Source organism: Neorhizobium lilium, assembly GCF_004053875.1.
Lineage (GTDB): Bacteria > Pseudomonadota > Alphaproteobacteria > Rhizobiales > Rhizobiaceae > Neorhizobium > Neorhizobium lilii.
Genome location: NZ_SBIP01000002.1, coordinates 844,779 through 861,443, shown reverse-complemented (window position 1 = coordinate 861,443; position 16,665 = coordinate 844,779). Strand labels below are relative to the sequence as shown.

15 protein-coding genes and 1 pseudogene are annotated in these 16,665 nt (G+C 61.8%); 7 read left to right on the top strand and 9 right to left on the bottom strand.

Annotated elements, in window-relative coordinates; translation table 11 throughout:
- Positions 1-124 precede the first annotated feature (124 nt).
- From EPK99_RS10345 to EPK99_RS10335, 3 genes are read left to right on the top strand one after another with little or no spacing between them, the layout of a single operon-like run.
- On the top strand, positions 125-2,191 hold the full coding sequence (locus EPK99_RS10345; RefSeq protein ID WP_164901748.1) for a family 1 glycosylhydrolase: 2,067 nt from the start codon (positions 125-127) through the stop codon (positions 2,189-2,191).
- Positions 2,188-3,327 (top strand): glycoside hydrolase family 1 protein, encoded by a 1,140-nt coding sequence (locus EPK99_RS10340; RefSeq protein WP_128442939.1) that lies wholly within the window; start codon positions 2,188-2,190, stop codon positions 3,325-3,327. Before EPK99_RS10345 ends, EPK99_RS10340 begins: the two co-directional genes overlap by 4 nt.
- Positions 3,320-5,125 (top strand): ABC transporter ATP-binding protein, encoded by a 1,806-nt coding sequence (locus EPK99_RS10335; RefSeq protein ID WP_205909082.1) that lies wholly within the window; start codon positions 3,320-3,322, stop codon positions 5,123-5,125. The genes EPK99_RS10340 and EPK99_RS10335 overlap by 8 nt, the downstream gene beginning before the upstream one ends.
- 251 nt (positions 5,126-5,376) lie before the next feature.
- Here EPK99_RS10335 and EPK99_RS10330 read toward each other — a convergent pair whose 3' ends face one another.
- The 5 genes from EPK99_RS10330 to EPK99_RS10310 all read right to left on the bottom strand — a co-directional run bounded on the left by EPK99_RS10330 (position 5,377) and on the right by EPK99_RS10310 (position 10,771).
- Positions 5,377-6,291, bottom strand: coding sequence for an SMP-30/gluconolactonase/LRE family protein (locus EPK99_RS10330; protein ID WP_128442938.1), 915 nt, complete (start codon positions 6,289-6,291; stop codon positions 5,377-5,379).
- A gap of 22 nt (positions 6,292-6,313) precedes the next feature.
- Positions 6,314-7,261, bottom strand: a complete 948-nt coding sequence (locus EPK99_RS10325) for an ABC transporter permease (RefSeq protein WP_128442937.1) — start codon at positions 7,259-7,261, stop codon at positions 6,314-6,316.
- Positions 7,258-8,199, bottom strand: a complete 942-nt coding sequence (locus EPK99_RS10320; protein WP_128442936.1) for an ABC transporter permease — start codon at positions 8,197-8,199, stop codon at positions 7,258-7,260. The genes EPK99_RS10325 and EPK99_RS10320 overlap by 4 nt, the downstream gene beginning before the upstream one ends.
- A complete protein-coding gene (locus tag EPK99_RS10315; RefSeq protein WP_128442935.1) occupies positions 8,196-9,659 on the bottom strand; it encodes an ATP-binding cassette domain-containing protein in 1,464 nt (487 codons plus the stop codon). The genes EPK99_RS10320 and EPK99_RS10315 overlap by 4 nt, the downstream gene beginning before the upstream one ends.
- A gap of 95 nt (positions 9,660-9,754) precedes the next feature.
- Positions 9,755-10,771, bottom strand: a complete 1,017-nt coding sequence (locus EPK99_RS10310; protein ID WP_128442934.1) for an ABC transporter substrate-binding protein — start codon at positions 10,769-10,771, stop codon at positions 9,755-9,757.
- A gap of 234 nt (positions 10,772-11,005) precedes the next feature.
- On the opposite strand from EPK99_RS10310, the gene EPK99_RS10305 reads away from it, so the two are divergent.
- Both EPK99_RS10305 and EPK99_RS10300 read left to right on the top strand, forming a co-directional pair.
- The gene (locus tag EPK99_RS10305) at positions 11,006-12,262 is read left to right on the top strand and encodes a GAF domain-containing sensor histidine kinase (RefSeq protein WP_128442933.1); all 1,257 of its coding nucleotides are present in this window, start codon (positions 11,006-11,008) and stop codon (positions 12,260-12,262) included.
- On the top strand, positions 12,259-12,975 hold the full coding sequence (locus tag EPK99_RS10300) for a response regulator transcription factor (RefSeq protein ID WP_128442932.1): 717 nt from the start codon (positions 12,259-12,261) through the stop codon (positions 12,973-12,975). Before EPK99_RS10305 ends, EPK99_RS10300 begins: the two co-directional genes overlap by 4 nt.
- A gap of 81 nt (positions 12,976-13,056) precedes the next feature.
- On the opposite strand, the gene EPK99_RS10295 is transcribed toward EPK99_RS10300, so the two are convergent.
- The 4 genes and pseudogenes from EPK99_RS10295 to EPK99_RS10280 form a co-directional block, all read right to left on the bottom strand.
- A complete protein-coding gene (locus EPK99_RS10295; protein WP_128442931.1) occupies positions 13,057-13,275 on the bottom strand; it encodes a hypothetical protein in 219 nt (72 codons plus the stop codon).
- A complete protein-coding gene (locus tag EPK99_RS10290; protein ID WP_128442930.1) occupies positions 13,272-13,595 on the bottom strand; it encodes a hypothetical protein in 324 nt (107 codons plus the stop codon). The genes EPK99_RS10295 and EPK99_RS10290 overlap by 4 nt, the downstream gene beginning before the upstream one ends.
- A gap of 77 nt (positions 13,596-13,672) precedes the next feature.
- Positions 13,673-14,035: pseudogene (locus tag EPK99_RS10285) on the bottom strand (response regulator); the annotation flags it as partial.
- Positions 14,036-14,249: 214 nt separating this feature from the next.
- Entirely contained in the window at positions 14,250-15,611 is a 1,362-nt protein-coding gene (locus EPK99_RS10280) for an amidase (RefSeq protein ID WP_128442928.1), read from the bottom strand.
- Positions 15,612-15,765: 154 nt separating this feature from the next.
- On the opposite strand from EPK99_RS10280, the gene EPK99_RS10275 reads away from it, so the two are divergent.
- Together EPK99_RS10275 and EPK99_RS10270 are read left to right on the top strand one after the other, a co-directional pair.
- Positions 15,766-16,080, top strand: a complete 315-nt coding sequence (locus EPK99_RS10275) for a hypothetical protein (RefSeq protein WP_128442927.1) — start codon at positions 15,766-15,768, stop codon at positions 16,078-16,080.
- Positions 16,081-16,211: 131 nt separating this feature from the next.
- Positions 16,212-16,631 carry a DUF983 domain-containing protein gene (locus tag EPK99_RS10270; RefSeq protein ID WP_128442926.1) on the top strand — a complete coding sequence of 140 codons (420 nt, stop codon included), beginning with the start codon at positions 16,212-16,214 and terminating at the stop codon, positions 16,629-16,631.
- Positions 16,632-16,665 lie beyond the last annotated feature (34 nt).

The following is a 16,665-nucleotide window of genomic DNA, read 5'->3' as shown; positions in this document are numbered from 1 at the left end:
TGGCCTATCGGACCGCCAACGAGAGGGACCAGGCGTTCCTGCTCGTCCCTCTCCGGGGCAAAGCCTCTGGCAGGTTGGGGGACGTGCGAAACTCGATCGCCGCTTTGCGCCCATCGGGGACCTCTTGAGGAACGCAACTCAGGGCCTGGAGCTGTGGGGCGGGCTTGAGTGCTCGATCGTCCGGATAAAGCAGACCTGGCGCAATCAGGTGGTCGAGACCGGACACCTGACGCGGGATACAGATCTCGATGCGGTAGCGGCACTCGGCATCAGGACGCTTCGTTATCCAGTGCTCTGGGAGCAGGTCAGTCCTCAGTCACCACAGGAAGCGGACTTCACCTGGCACGATCGTCGTATGGCGCAGATGCGCCGGCTCGGCATCACGCCGATGGTGGGCCTGCTTCACCATGGAAGCGGACCTGCCTATACGAGGCTTCTCGATCCGCGCTTCCCGACGCTGTTTGCATCCTACGCAAAGCAGGTTGCGGAGCGATACCCCGACGTCACCGATTTCACGCCCATCAACGAGCCACTGACGACAGCCCGCTTCGTAGGACTTTACGGCCATTGGTATCCGCACAAGCGAACCATGCGTGCCTTTGCAAGGATGCTGGTTAACCAGTGCCGGGCGATCTGCGATGCCATGAAGGCGATCCGTTCGGTCACACCGGGTGCTCGGCTCATCCAGACGGAAGATCTCGGTCGCGTGTTCAGCACGCCCTTGCTTGCCTATCAGGCGGATTACGAAAACGAGCGCCGCTGGCTCAGTTTCGACCTTCTGCATGGACGCGTCGATCGCCATCACCCCTGGCACTCGATCCTCATCCAAAATGGGATTGCCGAGACGGAACTCGATGCGTTCTGCGACGACCCGTGCCCGCCCGATATTATCGGGATCAACCATTACGCGACAAGCGACCGCTTCCTGGAACATCGTCCCGCAAAGCTTCCGGTCGGCATGCGTTTCGGCGGCAATCGCCGGCATCGCTATGCGGACCTGGAAGCGCTCAGGGTGAAGGAAGTGGAAGACTATGTTGGGCCGGAAGCAAGGTTCAGGGAGACCTGGGAGCGCTACGGGCGGCCGATGGCGATTACCGAATGCCATCATGGTTCCACCCGCGACGAACAGTTGCGCTGGCTGGACGAGACGTGGAAAGCGGCGAAAAACCTCCGCGCCGAGGGTGTCGATATACGGGCAGTAACGATCTGGGCGCTGTTCGGTCTCATGGATTGGAAAAGCCTGCTGTTGCGCCGCGACTTCGACTACGAGCCCGGGGCTTTCGATATTCGGTCCAGCCCGCCGCGGCTGACAGCCCTTGGGCGTGCTGCAAGCGAGCTTGCCGGCAGGGGCAGTTTCCAGCATCCCGTGCTCGACATGCCGGGCTGGTGGCGTCGCGGCCAGCGGCACTACAACCATTCCACCCTGTCTCTTGACGATGAAGGCGCACGCTCTGTGCTTGTGCTTTCCGAAGCAACCGATTTCTCGGGCCATTTGCTGGCAACCGCCCGGCATCGCGGGCTGCGCCCGGTCTTTCTTTCCGCAACCTCGATTAATGCCGCACCGGCGCTGATGCTGATGCGGCGGGCAGAGGAGGCGCGAGCCTGGTCCGTCATCGTAGACGTGAGCGACGAGGCCTGGCTTGGCAGCACGACCGCATCTTCGATCGCGATGGCCTGCGGTCATGCCGGGCTTGAAGTTTCCTTCGTTCTCGGCGGCAGGGTCTCGGCTGAAGGTCATCGCTTCGAAAGGGAGGTCCTGCGGGCCAACCGTCAGGCATTGATCCTGCGCTGCGAGGTTGAGCCAGCGGAGGCGGACTGTCGCGAAGGCGGAGCCGGCGAGGGAACTCCCGCCGCATCACCTGTGTTAGAAAGCGAGGCCGCTACCTTCGGTCACGCTGCCTTGTATCAAGGGCTTCTGGATCTGCTGGTCGATCGGGACTGCGGGCTCTGGCAGGCAAAAATGGATCAAGCGCACTCGCGACCGAGCTTTACAAAGGTCGATCTCGCAGGTGCTGAAGATCGGGCAGATCCCCTGCGGCACGAACCGCGTGCGGCGAAGCCGGCTGCCGTCCGCAGGCCACTGATCTTGCCGGTGGTGCATCGGGGAGGCGCTGTCCCTTCTGACGCCCAACCGCAGAATGAAGCCGAAGACGAGACACCTGCACTGGCGGTTGGCGGAGCACTGGGATGATATCGAGTGACGACTTCGGAAGTTTCTTTCTGGGCGGGTTCGAATGCTCGAGCCACAAGCGGGCCGATGGGCGCCGGCTGGATCTTCTGCGCACCACATTTCATGATGCTCTAGCCACTCAGGACTACCAGCAATTGCGTCAATGCGGGATATCGGCCGCCCGCGACGGGTTCCGCTGGCACCTGATTGAGTCGACGCCCGGCCAGTATGACTGGTCGAGTGTGCTTCCCGCGCTGGATGCGGCGCGCGCCAATGGGATACGGGTCATCTGGGACCTCTGCCATTACGGATATCCGGACCACGTGGACATCTGGTCACAGGACTTTATCGACAGCTTCTGCCGGTTCAGCCGGGAAGCGGCTCGTCTGGTAAGGGAACGCACGGGACGCTCCGGGATCTACTGCCCGATCAACGAAATCTCCTATTGGGCCTGGGCCGGCGGAGACATGGCGCAGATCAACCCTTGCGTAACGGGCCGTGGCGCCGAGTTGAAGCACCAACTGGTTCGCGCCGGCGCCGCCTCCGCCAAGGCTATCCGCGAGGTCGATCCTGGGGCGAAGTTCCTCACGGCGGAGCCCGTTATCCATGTGGCGCCGGGAGGCCCCGAGCCAGAAGCCGAATGGGCTGCCGAGAACTACCGGATATCGCAGTACGAAGCGGTGGATTTCCTGATCGGACGAAATGAGCCGCAGCTTGGCGGTCACGACGGCTGCCTGGATATTATCGGGCTCAATTTCTACCCGGCCAATCAATGGTATCTCGGCGGATCGACCATCCCGATGGGACACCATGATTATCGGCCGCTTTCCAGAATGCTGGTGGAAACCTATGAGCGCTATCGTCGCCCGATCCTGATTACCGAGACCGGGGCCGAAGGATCGGCGGCGGCACCCTGGCTGCATTACGTGTGCGCGGAAGTGGAAGATGCGCTGGCCGAGGGCGTGCCGGTGCTCGGCATCTGCCTTTACCCGATCCTCGACTACCCCGGCTGGGAAAACGATCGCATGTGTGAGGTCGGTCTTTTCGGCGCACCCGGACCCGGTGGAGTTCGCAAGGTTCACGAGCGGCTTCTCGCCGAAATTCGGCGTCACGATCATCTCGCACCCGCGGCCCAGAAAATGGTGGCCTATGCTTAAGCGTGTGAACGACGGCAGCGACAAGCGGGCGCTTCGTGCCGCGCAGCCGGAATTCCTGAGCGGGCCGAAGGCCTTCATCTGGTACTATATCAAGACGAGGCCGAAGCAGTTTCTGACGCTTGCGCTGATGGCGACGGGTGCCGCCGGCTGTGCCGTCGCTGTTCAGTACGTCATGAAAATGCTGGTCGATGCCATGGCGTCGCAGAACAACAGCAATACCGCCTTCTTCGCGCTCGGCATCTTCATTGCCCTGATTGCAGTCGAAAGCCTGCTGTGGCGAGCCAGCGGATGGCTCGGCTGCCGTGCTACGATCGGCGTCGGCGTCGATATGCGGCTCGACCTGTTCGACTACCTGAACGGTCATCCGATCCGCTATTTTTCCGAAAACCTCGCAGGCTCGCTCGGGCAGCGCATAACCTCCACGGCTGGGGCGTTCGGCGCCTTCATGAATACGATGGTGTGGCGCATCCTGCCGCCCTGCGTGGATTTCGTCGGCGCCTTGATCGTGTTTTCCCTGGTCGATACCAGCATGATGCTGGCGCTCGCGGCCGCAGTCGTGGTGCTGATGTGCGGCCTGATCCTGTTCGGCGAACGGGGCCGGCACCTTCACCGAACCTTTGCGGCGCAGTCCAACCAGGCCGCCGGCGATCTGGTCGACATCATCTCGAACATGTGGTCGGTCAAGGCTTTTTCCGCCCATCCCCGCGAACGTGGCCGGCTTTCGGGCATTTTCGCTTCCGAGGCTCGGGCACAGCAGGCGAGCTGGATGTACACCGAGCGCGCCCGGTTCATGCACGATATCGCGCTGTGGCTGCTTGCCGGCGGCATGCTGACCTGGGCCGTCACGCTCTGGAGCCGCGGCGGCATTTCGCCCGGCGACGTCGTTGTCGTCAGTGCTCTGACGTTTCGGATCCTGCACGGATCGCGCGATATGGCTCTGTCGCTGGTGGATCTGGTACAGCATTTCGGGGTCATCGACGACACGCTGCGGGTCGTCGGCCAGCCTCAGACGGTGCGAGACGTTATAGGCGCACCGGCGCTTGTAAAGCGCGGCGGGATGGTGGAATTTCGCAAAGTCAGTTTCTCCTATGGCAGTGCCGGCGAGGCGCTGCATGAGATCAATATCGAGATTCCGGCCGGGCAGAAGGTCGGTATCGTCGGGCCTTCCGGCGCCGGCAAATCCACATTGATCCACCTGCTGCAGCGTCTCTACGACGTCAATGGCGGCAGCATTTCCATCGATGGCCAGAACATTGCGGAAGTAACCCAGGACAGTCTGCGCCGCTCCATGGCAGTGGTGCCGCAGGATATCAGCCTGCTTCATCGCACGGTGATGGACAATATCCGCTTTGCACGCCCGGATGCGACGGATGAAGAGATATTCCGGGCAGCCAAGGCGGCCCATTGCGATCGCTTCATCCACAAACTGTCTGAGGGTTACAACACCGTGGTTGGCGAACGCGGAACGAAGCTCTCCGGCGGTCAGAGGCAGCGTATCGGCATCGCGCGGGCCTTCCTGAAGGATGCACCGATCATCGTGCTCGACGAGGCCACGTCGGCGCTGGATACAGAATCCGAGATGGAAATCCAGCGCTCTCTCGTTCGCATGATGGAGGACCGGACAGTCATCGCGGTCGCTCACCGGCTCTCGACACTCTCCGCCTTCGACCGTGTTCTGGTGGTCGATCAGGGGCAGATTGTCGAAGACGGAAGCCCGCTCGATTTGCGCCGGCAAGGCAGCCTGTTCGATCGCATGTGGCGGTTGCAGGCAGAAGGCTTAGCTGTCGAAAACACCTGAGGGTCATAAGCTACGGCCTGATGGGCGATTATTTCACAGTTTGATATCAGAGGGCGTAAAGGCGCGCTGCCTCTGGTGCCATCTTCAATGACGAGGTTCTTATGAGCACCGGAATACCGCTGATCGGATTTCTAATCCTTGCGTCGGCCCTGATCGTCTTTGCCGTGCTCATCTCTGCAGCCGGCTGAAAAACCGTTCTCGTGGGACCCGCTCAATGGGAAGCTGTTCCAGGGAGGTTGAACGCGGATGTGTCATCCCAGCGTAGCGCCTGACGTGGTTAGGTAGACCGCGTAGAGGGAGCGGGTGGCGGTGATGAACAGTCTGTTCCGGCGTGGTCCGCCGAAGGTAAGGTTTGCGACGGTCTGCGGCACCAGGATCTTGCCAAGAAGCGCGCCATCGGCCGAAAAGCAATGCACCCCGTCGCCGGCGCTGGTCCAGACATTGCCGTCGATATCCACCCGGAATCCGTCCGGCAGGCCGTTGTCCAGATGGCAGAAGACACGACCGTTCGCGAGCCGCTTGCCATCGACCACATCGAAGACGCGAATGTAGCGTGGCGCCGTCACGTCATGGCTGGAAGCGGAGTCCGCCACATAGAGCCTGGTTTCATCCGGCGAGAAGGCGAGGCCGTTCGGCTGGCTGAAATCCGTAACCACGGCGTCGAGTCCGCCGCTTTCCGGGTCGATACGGTAGACGTTGCGGGTGGCCTGTTCGGGCTCTGCGCGATAGCCCTCATAGTCAGACTTGATGCCATAGGTCGGATCGGTGAACCAGACGCTGCCGTCCGAGCGCACCACGACGTCGTTGGGCGAATTCAACCGCTTGCCCTGATACCGGTCGGCAAGCACGGTGATCGTGCCGTCGATTTCGGTGCGGGTGACGCGACGGCCTCCATGCTCGCAGGAGACGAGCCGGCCCTGGCGGTCGCGCGTATTGCCGTTGACAAAGTTCGACGGGGACCGGAAGACCGAGACGGTGCCCTCTGCCCAGCGCAGCATGCGCTGGTTCGGAATATCGCTCCAGACCAGGCAGTTGAGATCCGCGAACCAGACCGGGCCTTCGGCCCAGCGGCAATCGGAATAAAGCTCGTCAAGCCCGGCGCTGCCGACGATCAGATGCCGGAACCGGTCGTCGTGGATTTCGTAGATGGAGGCGTTCTGCGGCATGGGATGCGTCCGATTGGGTTCGTTATCGGGTGGATTGGCGGCCGCCGGCAGCCAAGATGACGGCGATGATGATGAGGCCGGTGAGGATGAGGCGGAAGCCTGCGCCGAAGCCGTAGGTGTTGAGCATCGACACGACGAGGAACATGAAGAGCGAGGCACCCCATATGCCGGGAATGTTGGAATTGCCGCCGGCAACGGCGGTGCCGCCGATGACAACCACGGCGATCGACATCAGCAGGTATTCCGCGCCCATGTTGAGTGCGGCACCGCCGGAAAAGCTCGCCAGCAGGTAGCCGCAGATCGATGCCAGAACCGCACAAAGCGCATAGGTGATGAAGCGTGTGCCATCGACCGGAATGCCGGTCATTCGCGCGGCGAATGTGCTCTGGCCGATTGCGGAAATCCAGCGGCCGTAGATGGATTTTTCCAGAAGCACCCAGGCGAGGGCGGACAGGATCAGCGCGACCAGGGCGATGTTGGGGATGCCGACAAGGCTCGACGTCGTGAAATTTGCCAGCGTTTCCGGCGGCTTGATGCGCAGGCCGCGGTTCGCCCATATCGCCGTCGACTGGATAACGAAGCTCATGGACAGCGTCGCGATGATCGGCGGAATGCGCAGAAGCTTGATGAGGGCGTAATTGCCGATGCCGACGAGCAGGCCAAGCACGATGGCAAGCAGCAGGCCGACGGCGATCATGCTGTCCTGCACGTCCATCAGCTTCAGGGCAAGCGTGCCGGACAGCGTCATGGTCGAGGGAACCGACAGATCGATATTGCCGGGGCCGAGCGTGATGACAAACATCTGGCCGATGCCGACGATGACGGAGAAGGCGGCAAAGGTGAGGGCTGCCTGGCTCAGCCCCACCGTGCTTGCGCCGCCCGTGAAGAGGATGGTGATGATCCAGACGGCGGCGGTTGCGACGAAAGACCAGATCCAGGGCTTGGCGAGCAGCGTGCGGGGTGCGTTCATCGGTTCTTCTCCCGCTTTTCGAGGCGGTTCAGCAAAAGGCGCAGTGCCAGCACGACGACGAGGATGGCGCCCTGGGCGCCGATCTGCCAATCCGGCGAGATGCGCATGAAGGACAGGAAGGAGCCGGCAAGCGTCAGCGTCAGTGCGCCGATGACGGCGCCAATGGGCGAGACCTTGCCGCCAACGAATTCGCCGCCGCCAAGGATGACGCCGGCAATGGAAAGCAGCGTGTAGCGCAGCGCGATATTGGCGTCCGCCGATGTGGTGAGGCCCACCAGGGCAATACCGGACAGGACGGCGAAGAAGCCGGCGAGCGCATAGGTGGCGGCGCGGAGCCGGAGTACCGACCAGCCGGCGCGCTCCACGGAGCGATAGTTTCCACCGACGCCTCGGACGACCACGCCGAAGGACGAGCGCATGACGATGAAGTGGGTGATCGCCGCAATCAGAATGCTGGCGACGATGGCCATGGGTATGACGGGCGGTTTGGCCGTCATCAGCCAGCGCGCCCAGACGGGTGCGGCGCCGCCGGGCGAGGGCAGCATCAGCACCGCCAGCCCGCCCCAGACGAAGCTCATGCCGAGCGTCACCACGATAGAGGGCAGTTCACGGACATGGATGACGACGCCGATCCCCGCGTAGACGGCGATCGCACCGATGAAGATGAGAATGCCGATGGCCGGCGACGTCTGCAGGAAGGTGGCGGCAACGCAGGCGCAGAAGCTGACGAACGTGCCCATGGAGAGGTCGAGGTCGTTGACCGCCATGATCAGCATCTGCGCAATTGTTGCCAGCGCAATCGGAACCGCGAGGTTGAAGAGAAGGTTGAGCCCCGTATAGCTCATGGTGCGCGGCTGCATGTAGAAGACAGCGGCGAGCAGCACTGCCAGGGATGCCGCCGGAATGATCAGGCGAACGGTGCCGGAGGAGATTTTCATGCGGCTTCTCCGGATGTGAACGACGCGGCCAGCACGTTCTTCTCGGTGATCTCCTCGCCGATAAGCTCAGAGACGATTGCGCCTTCCCGGAAGACGTAGACCCGGTCGCAGAGCCGGATTTCATCCATTTCCGTCGAATACCAGATGAAGGTGCGCCCGGTGGCCGCTTCGCTGCGCAGGATGTCGTAGACTTCCTGCTTGGTGCCGACATCGACGCCGCGCATCGGATCGTCCATCAGCACCGTCTTTGCCGTCGTCGCAAGCGCGCGGGCGAACAGGACCTTCTGCTGATTGCCGCCCGACAGCGACAGGATGCGGTTGTTCATGTCCGGCGTGCGGATCTCAATCCGCTTCTTCCAGCCTGCCCCAAGCTCGTCTTCGCGGTCGGCATCGACGAGGCTTCGGGAAGAAAGGCTGCCCAGCGAAGCGATGCTGAGGTTCTTCAGGATGCTCCACAGGGGAAATGTGCCGTTGAGGCTGCGGTCGCCGGCGACGAAAGCCAGTTCTTCCTTGCGGCTCGGCCACCAGTTGCTGTTGCGGGAGAGGTAGAGGTCGAGCAGCGCCTGGGTCTGGCCATGGCCGCCAAGTCCGGCGAAGCCGATCATCTCGCCGCGATAAGCTTCGAAGGGAAGGCCACGGCCGCGACGCGGCGGCATGGACAGCACGGGAGTGCTACCGCGCTTGTCCTGCCCGCGGTGAAGTTCCTGTTCGCGCACCACATTGCCCATGGCTTCCACCAGGGTGCGCGTCGAGAATTCGGATGCGGTGCGATCAGCGACGACCCGACCGTCCTTCATCACCACCACACGGTCACAGGTGGAAAGGATCTCGCCCAGGATATGCGAGATGAGCAGGACGGAGCCGCCCTGGCCGACGAAGCGGCGGATATAGGACATGAGCTGTGCCGCCAGACCTGCATCGAGCGAAGAAGTAGGCTCATCTAGGATGACGAGCTTTGGGCGCTCCCTCACGCCGGCAAAGCTGATGGCGATCTCCACCATCTGGCGCTCGGCAATCGACAGGTCGTCCACCGTGCTGTCGCAATCTATGTCGTGGCCGGGAAACACCTCGGCCAGCTGGGTTTCGACAAGTTTAAGTGCGCGCGAACGCCAGTTCCAGCCCTTGAGGCCGGTGTGCATGATACGGGTGTTTTCGTTGACTGTCAGGTTCGGGCAGAGCGATAATTCCTGGAAGACGCAGCGTACGCCATTGGCGCGGGCGGTGGCGATTCCGTGGGCGGCATCCGACCCGCTATAGGATACGGTGCCGTCATGCGGGGTAAGGCCGCCATTGATGACGTTGACGATGGTGGATTTGCCGGCGCCGTTATGGCCCACGAGGCCGAGGCACTCCCCGGAATGGATCACCAGATCGGCCCCGTCGAGCGCCTTTACGGCGCCGAAGGTCACCCGGATGCCGCGGGCGGCAACCACTTCCTGTCTTTCATGTACAGTGATCATGCGCAGTCTACATCCGTGATGCGGGTCATCAGGCGGGAGATAAAGCCGGATCACCGCCCTTGTCGGGACCATGATCCGGCTTCAGGGAGGAGCCTTTACTTGGCGGCGGCGATTACCTTCTGGGCGTCTTCCAGAGAGTATTCGACATTTGCTACGCCGCCCTTCTGGGTGTTGGCCAGATTGGCTTCCAGATTGTCCTGGTCGATGCGCAGGAAGGGCACGACGAGATCCTTCTTGACCTGCTTGCCATCGAGGATCTGCTGAGCGACCCAGAAGGCAAGCGTCGAAACGCCCGGTGCGATGGAGACCGACATGGTCTCGTAGCTGCTCTTGTCCTTCTGCTGCTTCCACCAGACGAGTTCGTCTTCGCGGTTGCCCATGACGATCGTCGGGGTCGGGCGCTTGGCAGCCGCAAAGGCCTGGGCTGCGCCATAACCATCGCCGCCCTGGGTGACGACTGCGGCGATCTCCGGCAGGCTAGGCAGGATGCCGGCCACGGCACGCTGGGCGACGTCCTGCGCCCAATCGCCGTTGACCGAGCCGACGACCTTGAACTGCGGGTTCTTCTTCACGCCGGCTTCGATGCCTGCATGGATCTCGTCATCAACGGAAACGCCTGCAAGGCCGCGGATTTCAAGGAGGTTGCCGCCCTTGGGCAGCTTCTTGGCTAGATAATCGACCTGGCTTTCGCCCATGCCCTTGAAGTCGACGGCAATGCGCCAGGCGCACGGTTCGGTAACGACACCGTCGAAGGAGACGACGACGATGCCGGCATCGCAGGCTTCCTTGATAGCGCCGTTAAGGGCGGTCGGGGAAGCGGCGTCGATGACGATCGCGTCATAGCCCTGAAGGATGAGGTTCTGGATCTGGGCTGCCTGTTCGGTCGCCTGGTTCTCGGCGGTGGTGAAAGGGTCTGCCGCGGCGACCACGCCCTTGGACACTGCCTGCTTGGTGACCTTGTCCCAGGTGGTGAGCATGGCCTGCCGCCACGAATTGCCGGCATAGTTGTTCGACAGGGCAATCTTCTTGCCCGAAGTGTCCGCGAATGCGGTTGCCGGGCCGATCGCGCACGCGACGGCCACGGATGCGAAAAGCATCTTTCTGATGGTCATGATTTCCTCCCAAAGCTCCCTGCTACTCTCCGCCGCTCCTCAACGGTCAATCGGAGATAGATTGCACTGAGCTTTATTTGCCCAGTCAATCGAAGATGAGGGAGAAAGCGCTTGTTGTATAGGCACTTTCAAGCAACTGGTGTGCGGAGGGCCGCGCAAAATATGCGGGATCCCGCAAGACAAAATGATGATGGCGGCGCTTTATGGCTATATGCCTTTGGGAGGAGGTCGCTCATGCTCAACAGGGCGCGCAATTCGCTGTTCGACCGCTATCTCGGCATCTCGCGGCTTCTGGCGGGGCAGCTGGATTTTCACGCCATCATCCAGGCGGTCGCGGTTGAAATCAGCCATATCATCCCGCATGATCATCTCGACGTCTGCATCAAGACGATCGACGGCAAATACCATATCGCCTATGAGAGCGGGCTCGACACCGCCTGGAGCAAGCAACCGCCTGCGCTCCTGACCGGAAGTCCCATCCGCACCCTGCTGGCAGGGGATGTGGACTTTCTCCTGTCGGAAGATGCGTGTTCCGATCCCCGCTTTCACTTTGCCGGGGCCTTCTCTCGGCCAATCATCGATCTTGCGCTGCGCAGCCGGCTGCACGTGCCGCTGAAGGTGCAAGGCAACATCATCGGGGCGCTTAGCTGTTCCAGCCATGAGCGGGACGCCTACACGATGGAAGACGTGGAGTGCGCGCGCTCCATTGCAGACCTTCTGGCGCCGTATTTCTTCGCGCTTCGGGCCGCCGAACAGGCCAAGCGGTCCGCCGTGGTGGAAACGGAGGCGCGGGCACGGGAGGAAGGCTTACGGCTCGGGGCGCTGAAACTCACGGAAGCGCTGGAGGCCGAGCGGCAGCGGATCGGCATGGATCTGCACGACCAGACGCTTGCCGACCTGACGCGGCTTTCGCGGCGGATGGAGCGGCTTGCCACGCAGCCGGACCTGCCGGCCGATGTGCTGGAGCCGCTTTGCCGAACGCTGCAGCAGTGTATGCACGATCTTCGTCAGATCATCGAGGAGGCCAAGCCCACGGTGCTGCAGCTTTTCGGCGTGGCCGAGGCAATCGAGAACCATCTCGACCGCTCCGTGCGCGAGAGCGGTCTGCCGATCCGCTGGCAGGTGACGGACGATAGCGGCGACATGCTGACCGGGCTCGAGCAGACGGTGGCGATCTCGCTTTTCCGTATCGTCCAGGAGGCGGTGAACAACGCCATCCGGCACGGCCAGCCGGATACGATCCTGGTGCGGATCGGGCAAATAGAGCAGGGGTTGCTCGGCATAGAGGTGATCGACGACGGCTGCGGTGTCGCATCTCCGCCGGCTGGCTCGGGTTCGGAGCGCGCCGGCCATGGGGTGGACAATATGAAGACGCGGGCGCGGTTGATTTCAGCCCGGCTCGAGATCGGCCGGGGCTCCGGCGGATATGGGACTGCTGTAAGGCTGAGCCTGCCGCTGGAGAACAAGGCAAGGGTGGAGGCGGGACTATGAGAGTGCTTATCGTGGAAGATGATGCGCTGCACCGCTCCTATCTGCATGAAGCGGTACGTGCCGCGCTGCCCGAATGCGACGACGTGATCGAAGCCGACAACGGCTTCTCAGGCGAAGTGCAGGCGCGCAAGGCGCGTAGCGAGCATGTGGTGATGGATCTCCAGATGAGCGAGCGCAACGGCATAGAGGCGGCCCGCACCATCTGGCGCGAGCGGCCGGACACCAAGATCCTGTTCTGGTCCAACTATTCCGACGAGGCTTATGTCCGCGGCGTGGCGCGGATCGTGCCCGAAGGGGCGACCTATGGCTATGTGTTGAAATCGACGTCCGACGAGCGGCTGAAACTGGCACTGCGCAGCGTCTTCATCGAGTCGCAATGTGTGATCGATCGCGAGGTGCGCGGCATCCAGCAGAAGAGCCTTGGCAATGCCCATGGCCTCAGCGATGCGGAGTATGAAATCCTTGTGGATGTGGCGCTTGGGCTGACCGACAAGGCAATCGCCCAGCGCAAAAAGCTTTCGCTCAGAAGCGTACAGAACCGATTGCAGCAGCTCTACGAAAAACTCGACGTCTACCATCCGACAGGCCAGGGCGGCGAAGGATGGTACAATCTACGCACCCGGGCGGTGGCCGTGGCGCTTTCGCGCAAGGTGCTGAACTCAAATGCGCTGGAGCGCGCAGAGCGGGATTTGCAGGAGGGCTTGAAGTCGTAGAAAGTGGTCTTGAATTGCAAAAAAGGGAGCGGTGCTCTCTTGGCATCGCCCCTCTCGGATTCATCGATCCTTCAAACCACCTCAGTCCGAATTGATACTTGGCAGGTAGGTCTGCACTTCCCGCAGGCGGTCGTCATCGAGCGTCTTGATATTCTCGTTCCAGAAGGCCTCGGCCTCAGGATTGTCATTTTCCCATTTACGGGTATCGACAAGGTTGTCGTCCATGATCGACTGGCGCTTGCCACCGAGCCGAATATATTCTTCCGCAAGCTTTTTGGTTTCCGTTTTTTCGCCGCTCATCGGGTCAGCCCCCAGACGTAACCGACAGCCGCTGCGATCGCCACCGCCGCCAGCGGCCGGGCTTTGATACGGACTTCGAGGTCGTCGCGCAGAGCAACCGTTCCCGAACGAGCCAGGCGTTTGGAGGCGGATGCGACTTCGATTGCCGAGTCCTTCATGCGGGCGACTTCGGCGCGTAACGCGTCCAGTTCTTCCTGCGCCGATACTTTGGCGTCATCGTCCGATGAACGGGATTCGATGGCGGCAAGCGCTTCATCTACCTTGGGTGCAGCCACAGGCCGCGTAAGCTTGTCGTTGTTCTGGTCGGGATCATAGGCCATGGTGAAGCTCCTTTAGACTGCTCCTCCAACGCCTATTGGGACCTAGGGTTCCGCTCTTTGCAGCGAGACACCCCTCGTCAGGCTTCTGCGTTGCGTGCGGAGAAGATATTGGAGATTTCGCGGGCCAGTTGTTCCTGCGAATAAGGCTTGCCCAGCCGCGGAAGATCGATCCCAGCATCCGGTGGCAGATCCGCATAACCGGTAGCGACCAGCACGGGCAGGTCGTTCCTGATCCGGCGAAGACCCATTGCGAGTTCTGCGCCGTTCATGCCCGGCATGGAATAATCGGTGATGACCAGATCGATACGCTCCGCCGCCTTGACGATTTCCAATGCCTGGGCGCCGGACGATGCTTCCAGCACCTGGTGGCCGAGATCCTCCAGCATATCGACCATGCTCATGGAGATCAGCGCATCGTCATCCACGACCAGGATGGTGAGGGCGTCGGGCATGTGAACCATGTCTCTGTCGTCTCTTTCATTCACTGTCGGCTGCTATTGGCGGCAACAGCCGGAATGTGTGATCGCATCACTGCTCGTTCAAGATTCGTGGCGTGAAATGCGTGCCATGGATAGCTGTTAAGTTTAGGTTCTGCCAGATGTTTCCACGCATTGTACGCTGTAGCACCCGGTGGTTTTCCAACAGTCGCTGACATCAGCCGCGGACAACCTCTTCGAGGGCCACCGCGGCGGCAAGGAGACGGTCGTCGTGGTTGGCGGAGCCGGAGAGGAGAAGGCCGACCGGCATCCCCGCATCCCCAGTGCCACAGGGAATCGAAACTCCGCACCAGTCCAGAAAATTGCCGAGTGCGGTATTGGAAAGCGTCTTGACGTTCATGGCAAAGAAGGTCTGGTCATCGGCCAGCAGGGGCTCGATCGCCGGTGCCACATGGGCAACGGTCGGGAATGCCACGAAGCGGTCGCCGATCAAGGCTTCGGTTTCCGCGATGAGGCCCGCCCGGGCATCCAGTATGGCGAGGTAGCTGGAGAGGCTGATCTTCTCGCCCAGCCTCGTCCGCGCCACCACTCTCTGGTCCATGTCGGCGGCTTCCGGCCCGGACAGGCGCTCACGATGCAGTGCGTAAGCCTCGGCGGTCACCAGCGGGCCATATTGGGCCATCAGGTCCAGGATGCGCTCGAAAGCCGGCAGCGCCTGCCGGGTAATCCGCACGCCTGCCTTCTCCAGTCGCTCCAGCGCGGATTCGAAAGCAGCGACCACGCCCGGTTCCGCGCCGTCGAACACGATATTGGTCGGCACGACGATGTCCAAGCCGTTGCTGGAGCGCTTTTGGATCAATGCGGGGGAAAGCCCCCGCATGGCAGCGTCGATCCAGGCGGCATCCTGCACGGTACGGCAGAGGGGCCCAAGTGAATCGAGGCTCCTTGACAGAGGATAGACGCCGCGCATGGCATGGCGGCCACGGGTGGCCTTGTAGCCGACCAGCCCGTTGAATGCCGCTGGAATTCGGACGGAGCCGCCGGTATCCGTGCCCATGGCCACCGGCACCAGATTGGCCGCCACCGCAACGCCTGCGCCGGATGAGGAGCCGCCAGGAATGCGGGGAACGTCAGTGCTTCGAGGGTTATGTGGGGTGCCGTAGTGCGGATTGATGCCGATGCCGGAAAAGGCGAACTCGCTCATATTGGTGCGGCCGATCGCGATCATGCCGGCTTGTTTCAGGAGATCGACCATGTCCGCATCCTTTGCAGCAGGCGCGGCTTTCGCGAGCACCTTGGACCCGGCGGTGGTGACTAGACCTTCGATGTCGAACAGGTCCTTCCAGGCGATCGGGATGCCATCGAGCAGGCCAAGGGAGCGTCCCTCCCTCATGCGCTTCGACGAAGCATGTGCTTCTGCCAGGGCGCGGTCCTTCAGAAGCGAAACGAAGACAGCCTTGTCTTCGTAACGGTCTATGGCTTCGAACACGGCTTCGGCAACTTGCACCGGATCCGCCTTGCCCGCCTGCAAAAGAGTTGAAAGCTGCGCAATCGACATCGCCCCGAAATTCCCCGTCACGTTCACTGCCCCTTGAATGTGTTATGCGAGGTAATTGTGTAGCCGATATTTCGACAAAGCCCAGCAGATTTCGCAGGCTTAGGCGGGGCTGGAACTTTCCATGATCCCTCCGGTTGAACGCGATCAGTCGGCAAATCGTGCGAGGTAGATGCTTATGAACAAGGTCAATTTCATTGCGGGTCTTTCGCTGTTGCTGGTGGGCTGCACGACGGCAGACGTCGAGAGCGATTCCAGCCGGGCGCCTATCCAGAGCGGGTCGAACCTGCGACCCATTCCCGGCAGCATCACCTATGGCGGGCAGCCGCGCACCCGGCTGACCAAGTCTCCCGTCGGCAGCACCGTGCAGCACGAATTCCGCAACGAGTTCGGCGAGCTCACGATCGAAACCTATGTGCTGCAGCCGGACCGCAGCTTGAAGCTTGTCACCCGCCGCGTCATCCGCACGCCCTTCGGCAACGATGATCCGTAAGATGGAGCAACGGCTCGCATAGCATGCCTTTGGGGAGGCGAATTGACGCGCATCAAGGGAATGTCTTGAAGTCAGCCGTGAGTTGAGGCTATCGCCATAAATGCGACCATTATCGTGAGGAGCTGGGTGCGATGGCAGATCAAGCAGACTGGGCACCGATTTCGCCCTATAGTACGGGCGTGCGCGGCCGCTGCCCCCGGTGCGGGCAGGGGCATTTGTTCGACGGCTTCCTGACGCTTCGGCCCAGTTGCGAAATCTGCGGGCTGGATTACTCTTTCGCCGACCCTGCGGACGGTCCTGCATTTTTCGTCATCTGCTTCGCCTGCGTGCCGAGCGTTGCGCTGGCGGTGTGGATCGAAGTCGCTTTCCAGCCGCCTTTCTGGGTCCATCTTCTGATATCGCTGCCTTTCCTGCTGCTCACCTGCATCCTGCCCTTGCGACCGCTCAAGGGATGGCTCGTCGCCAGCCAATATTTCTACAAGGCGGAGCAGGGGCGGATTGACCGCGGCCCATCGCAGCAACCCGGGCCAGGCAAGGGTGGCGGTATCTGACGGTCGCGGGGTCTGACGATTGGCCGGAACAATT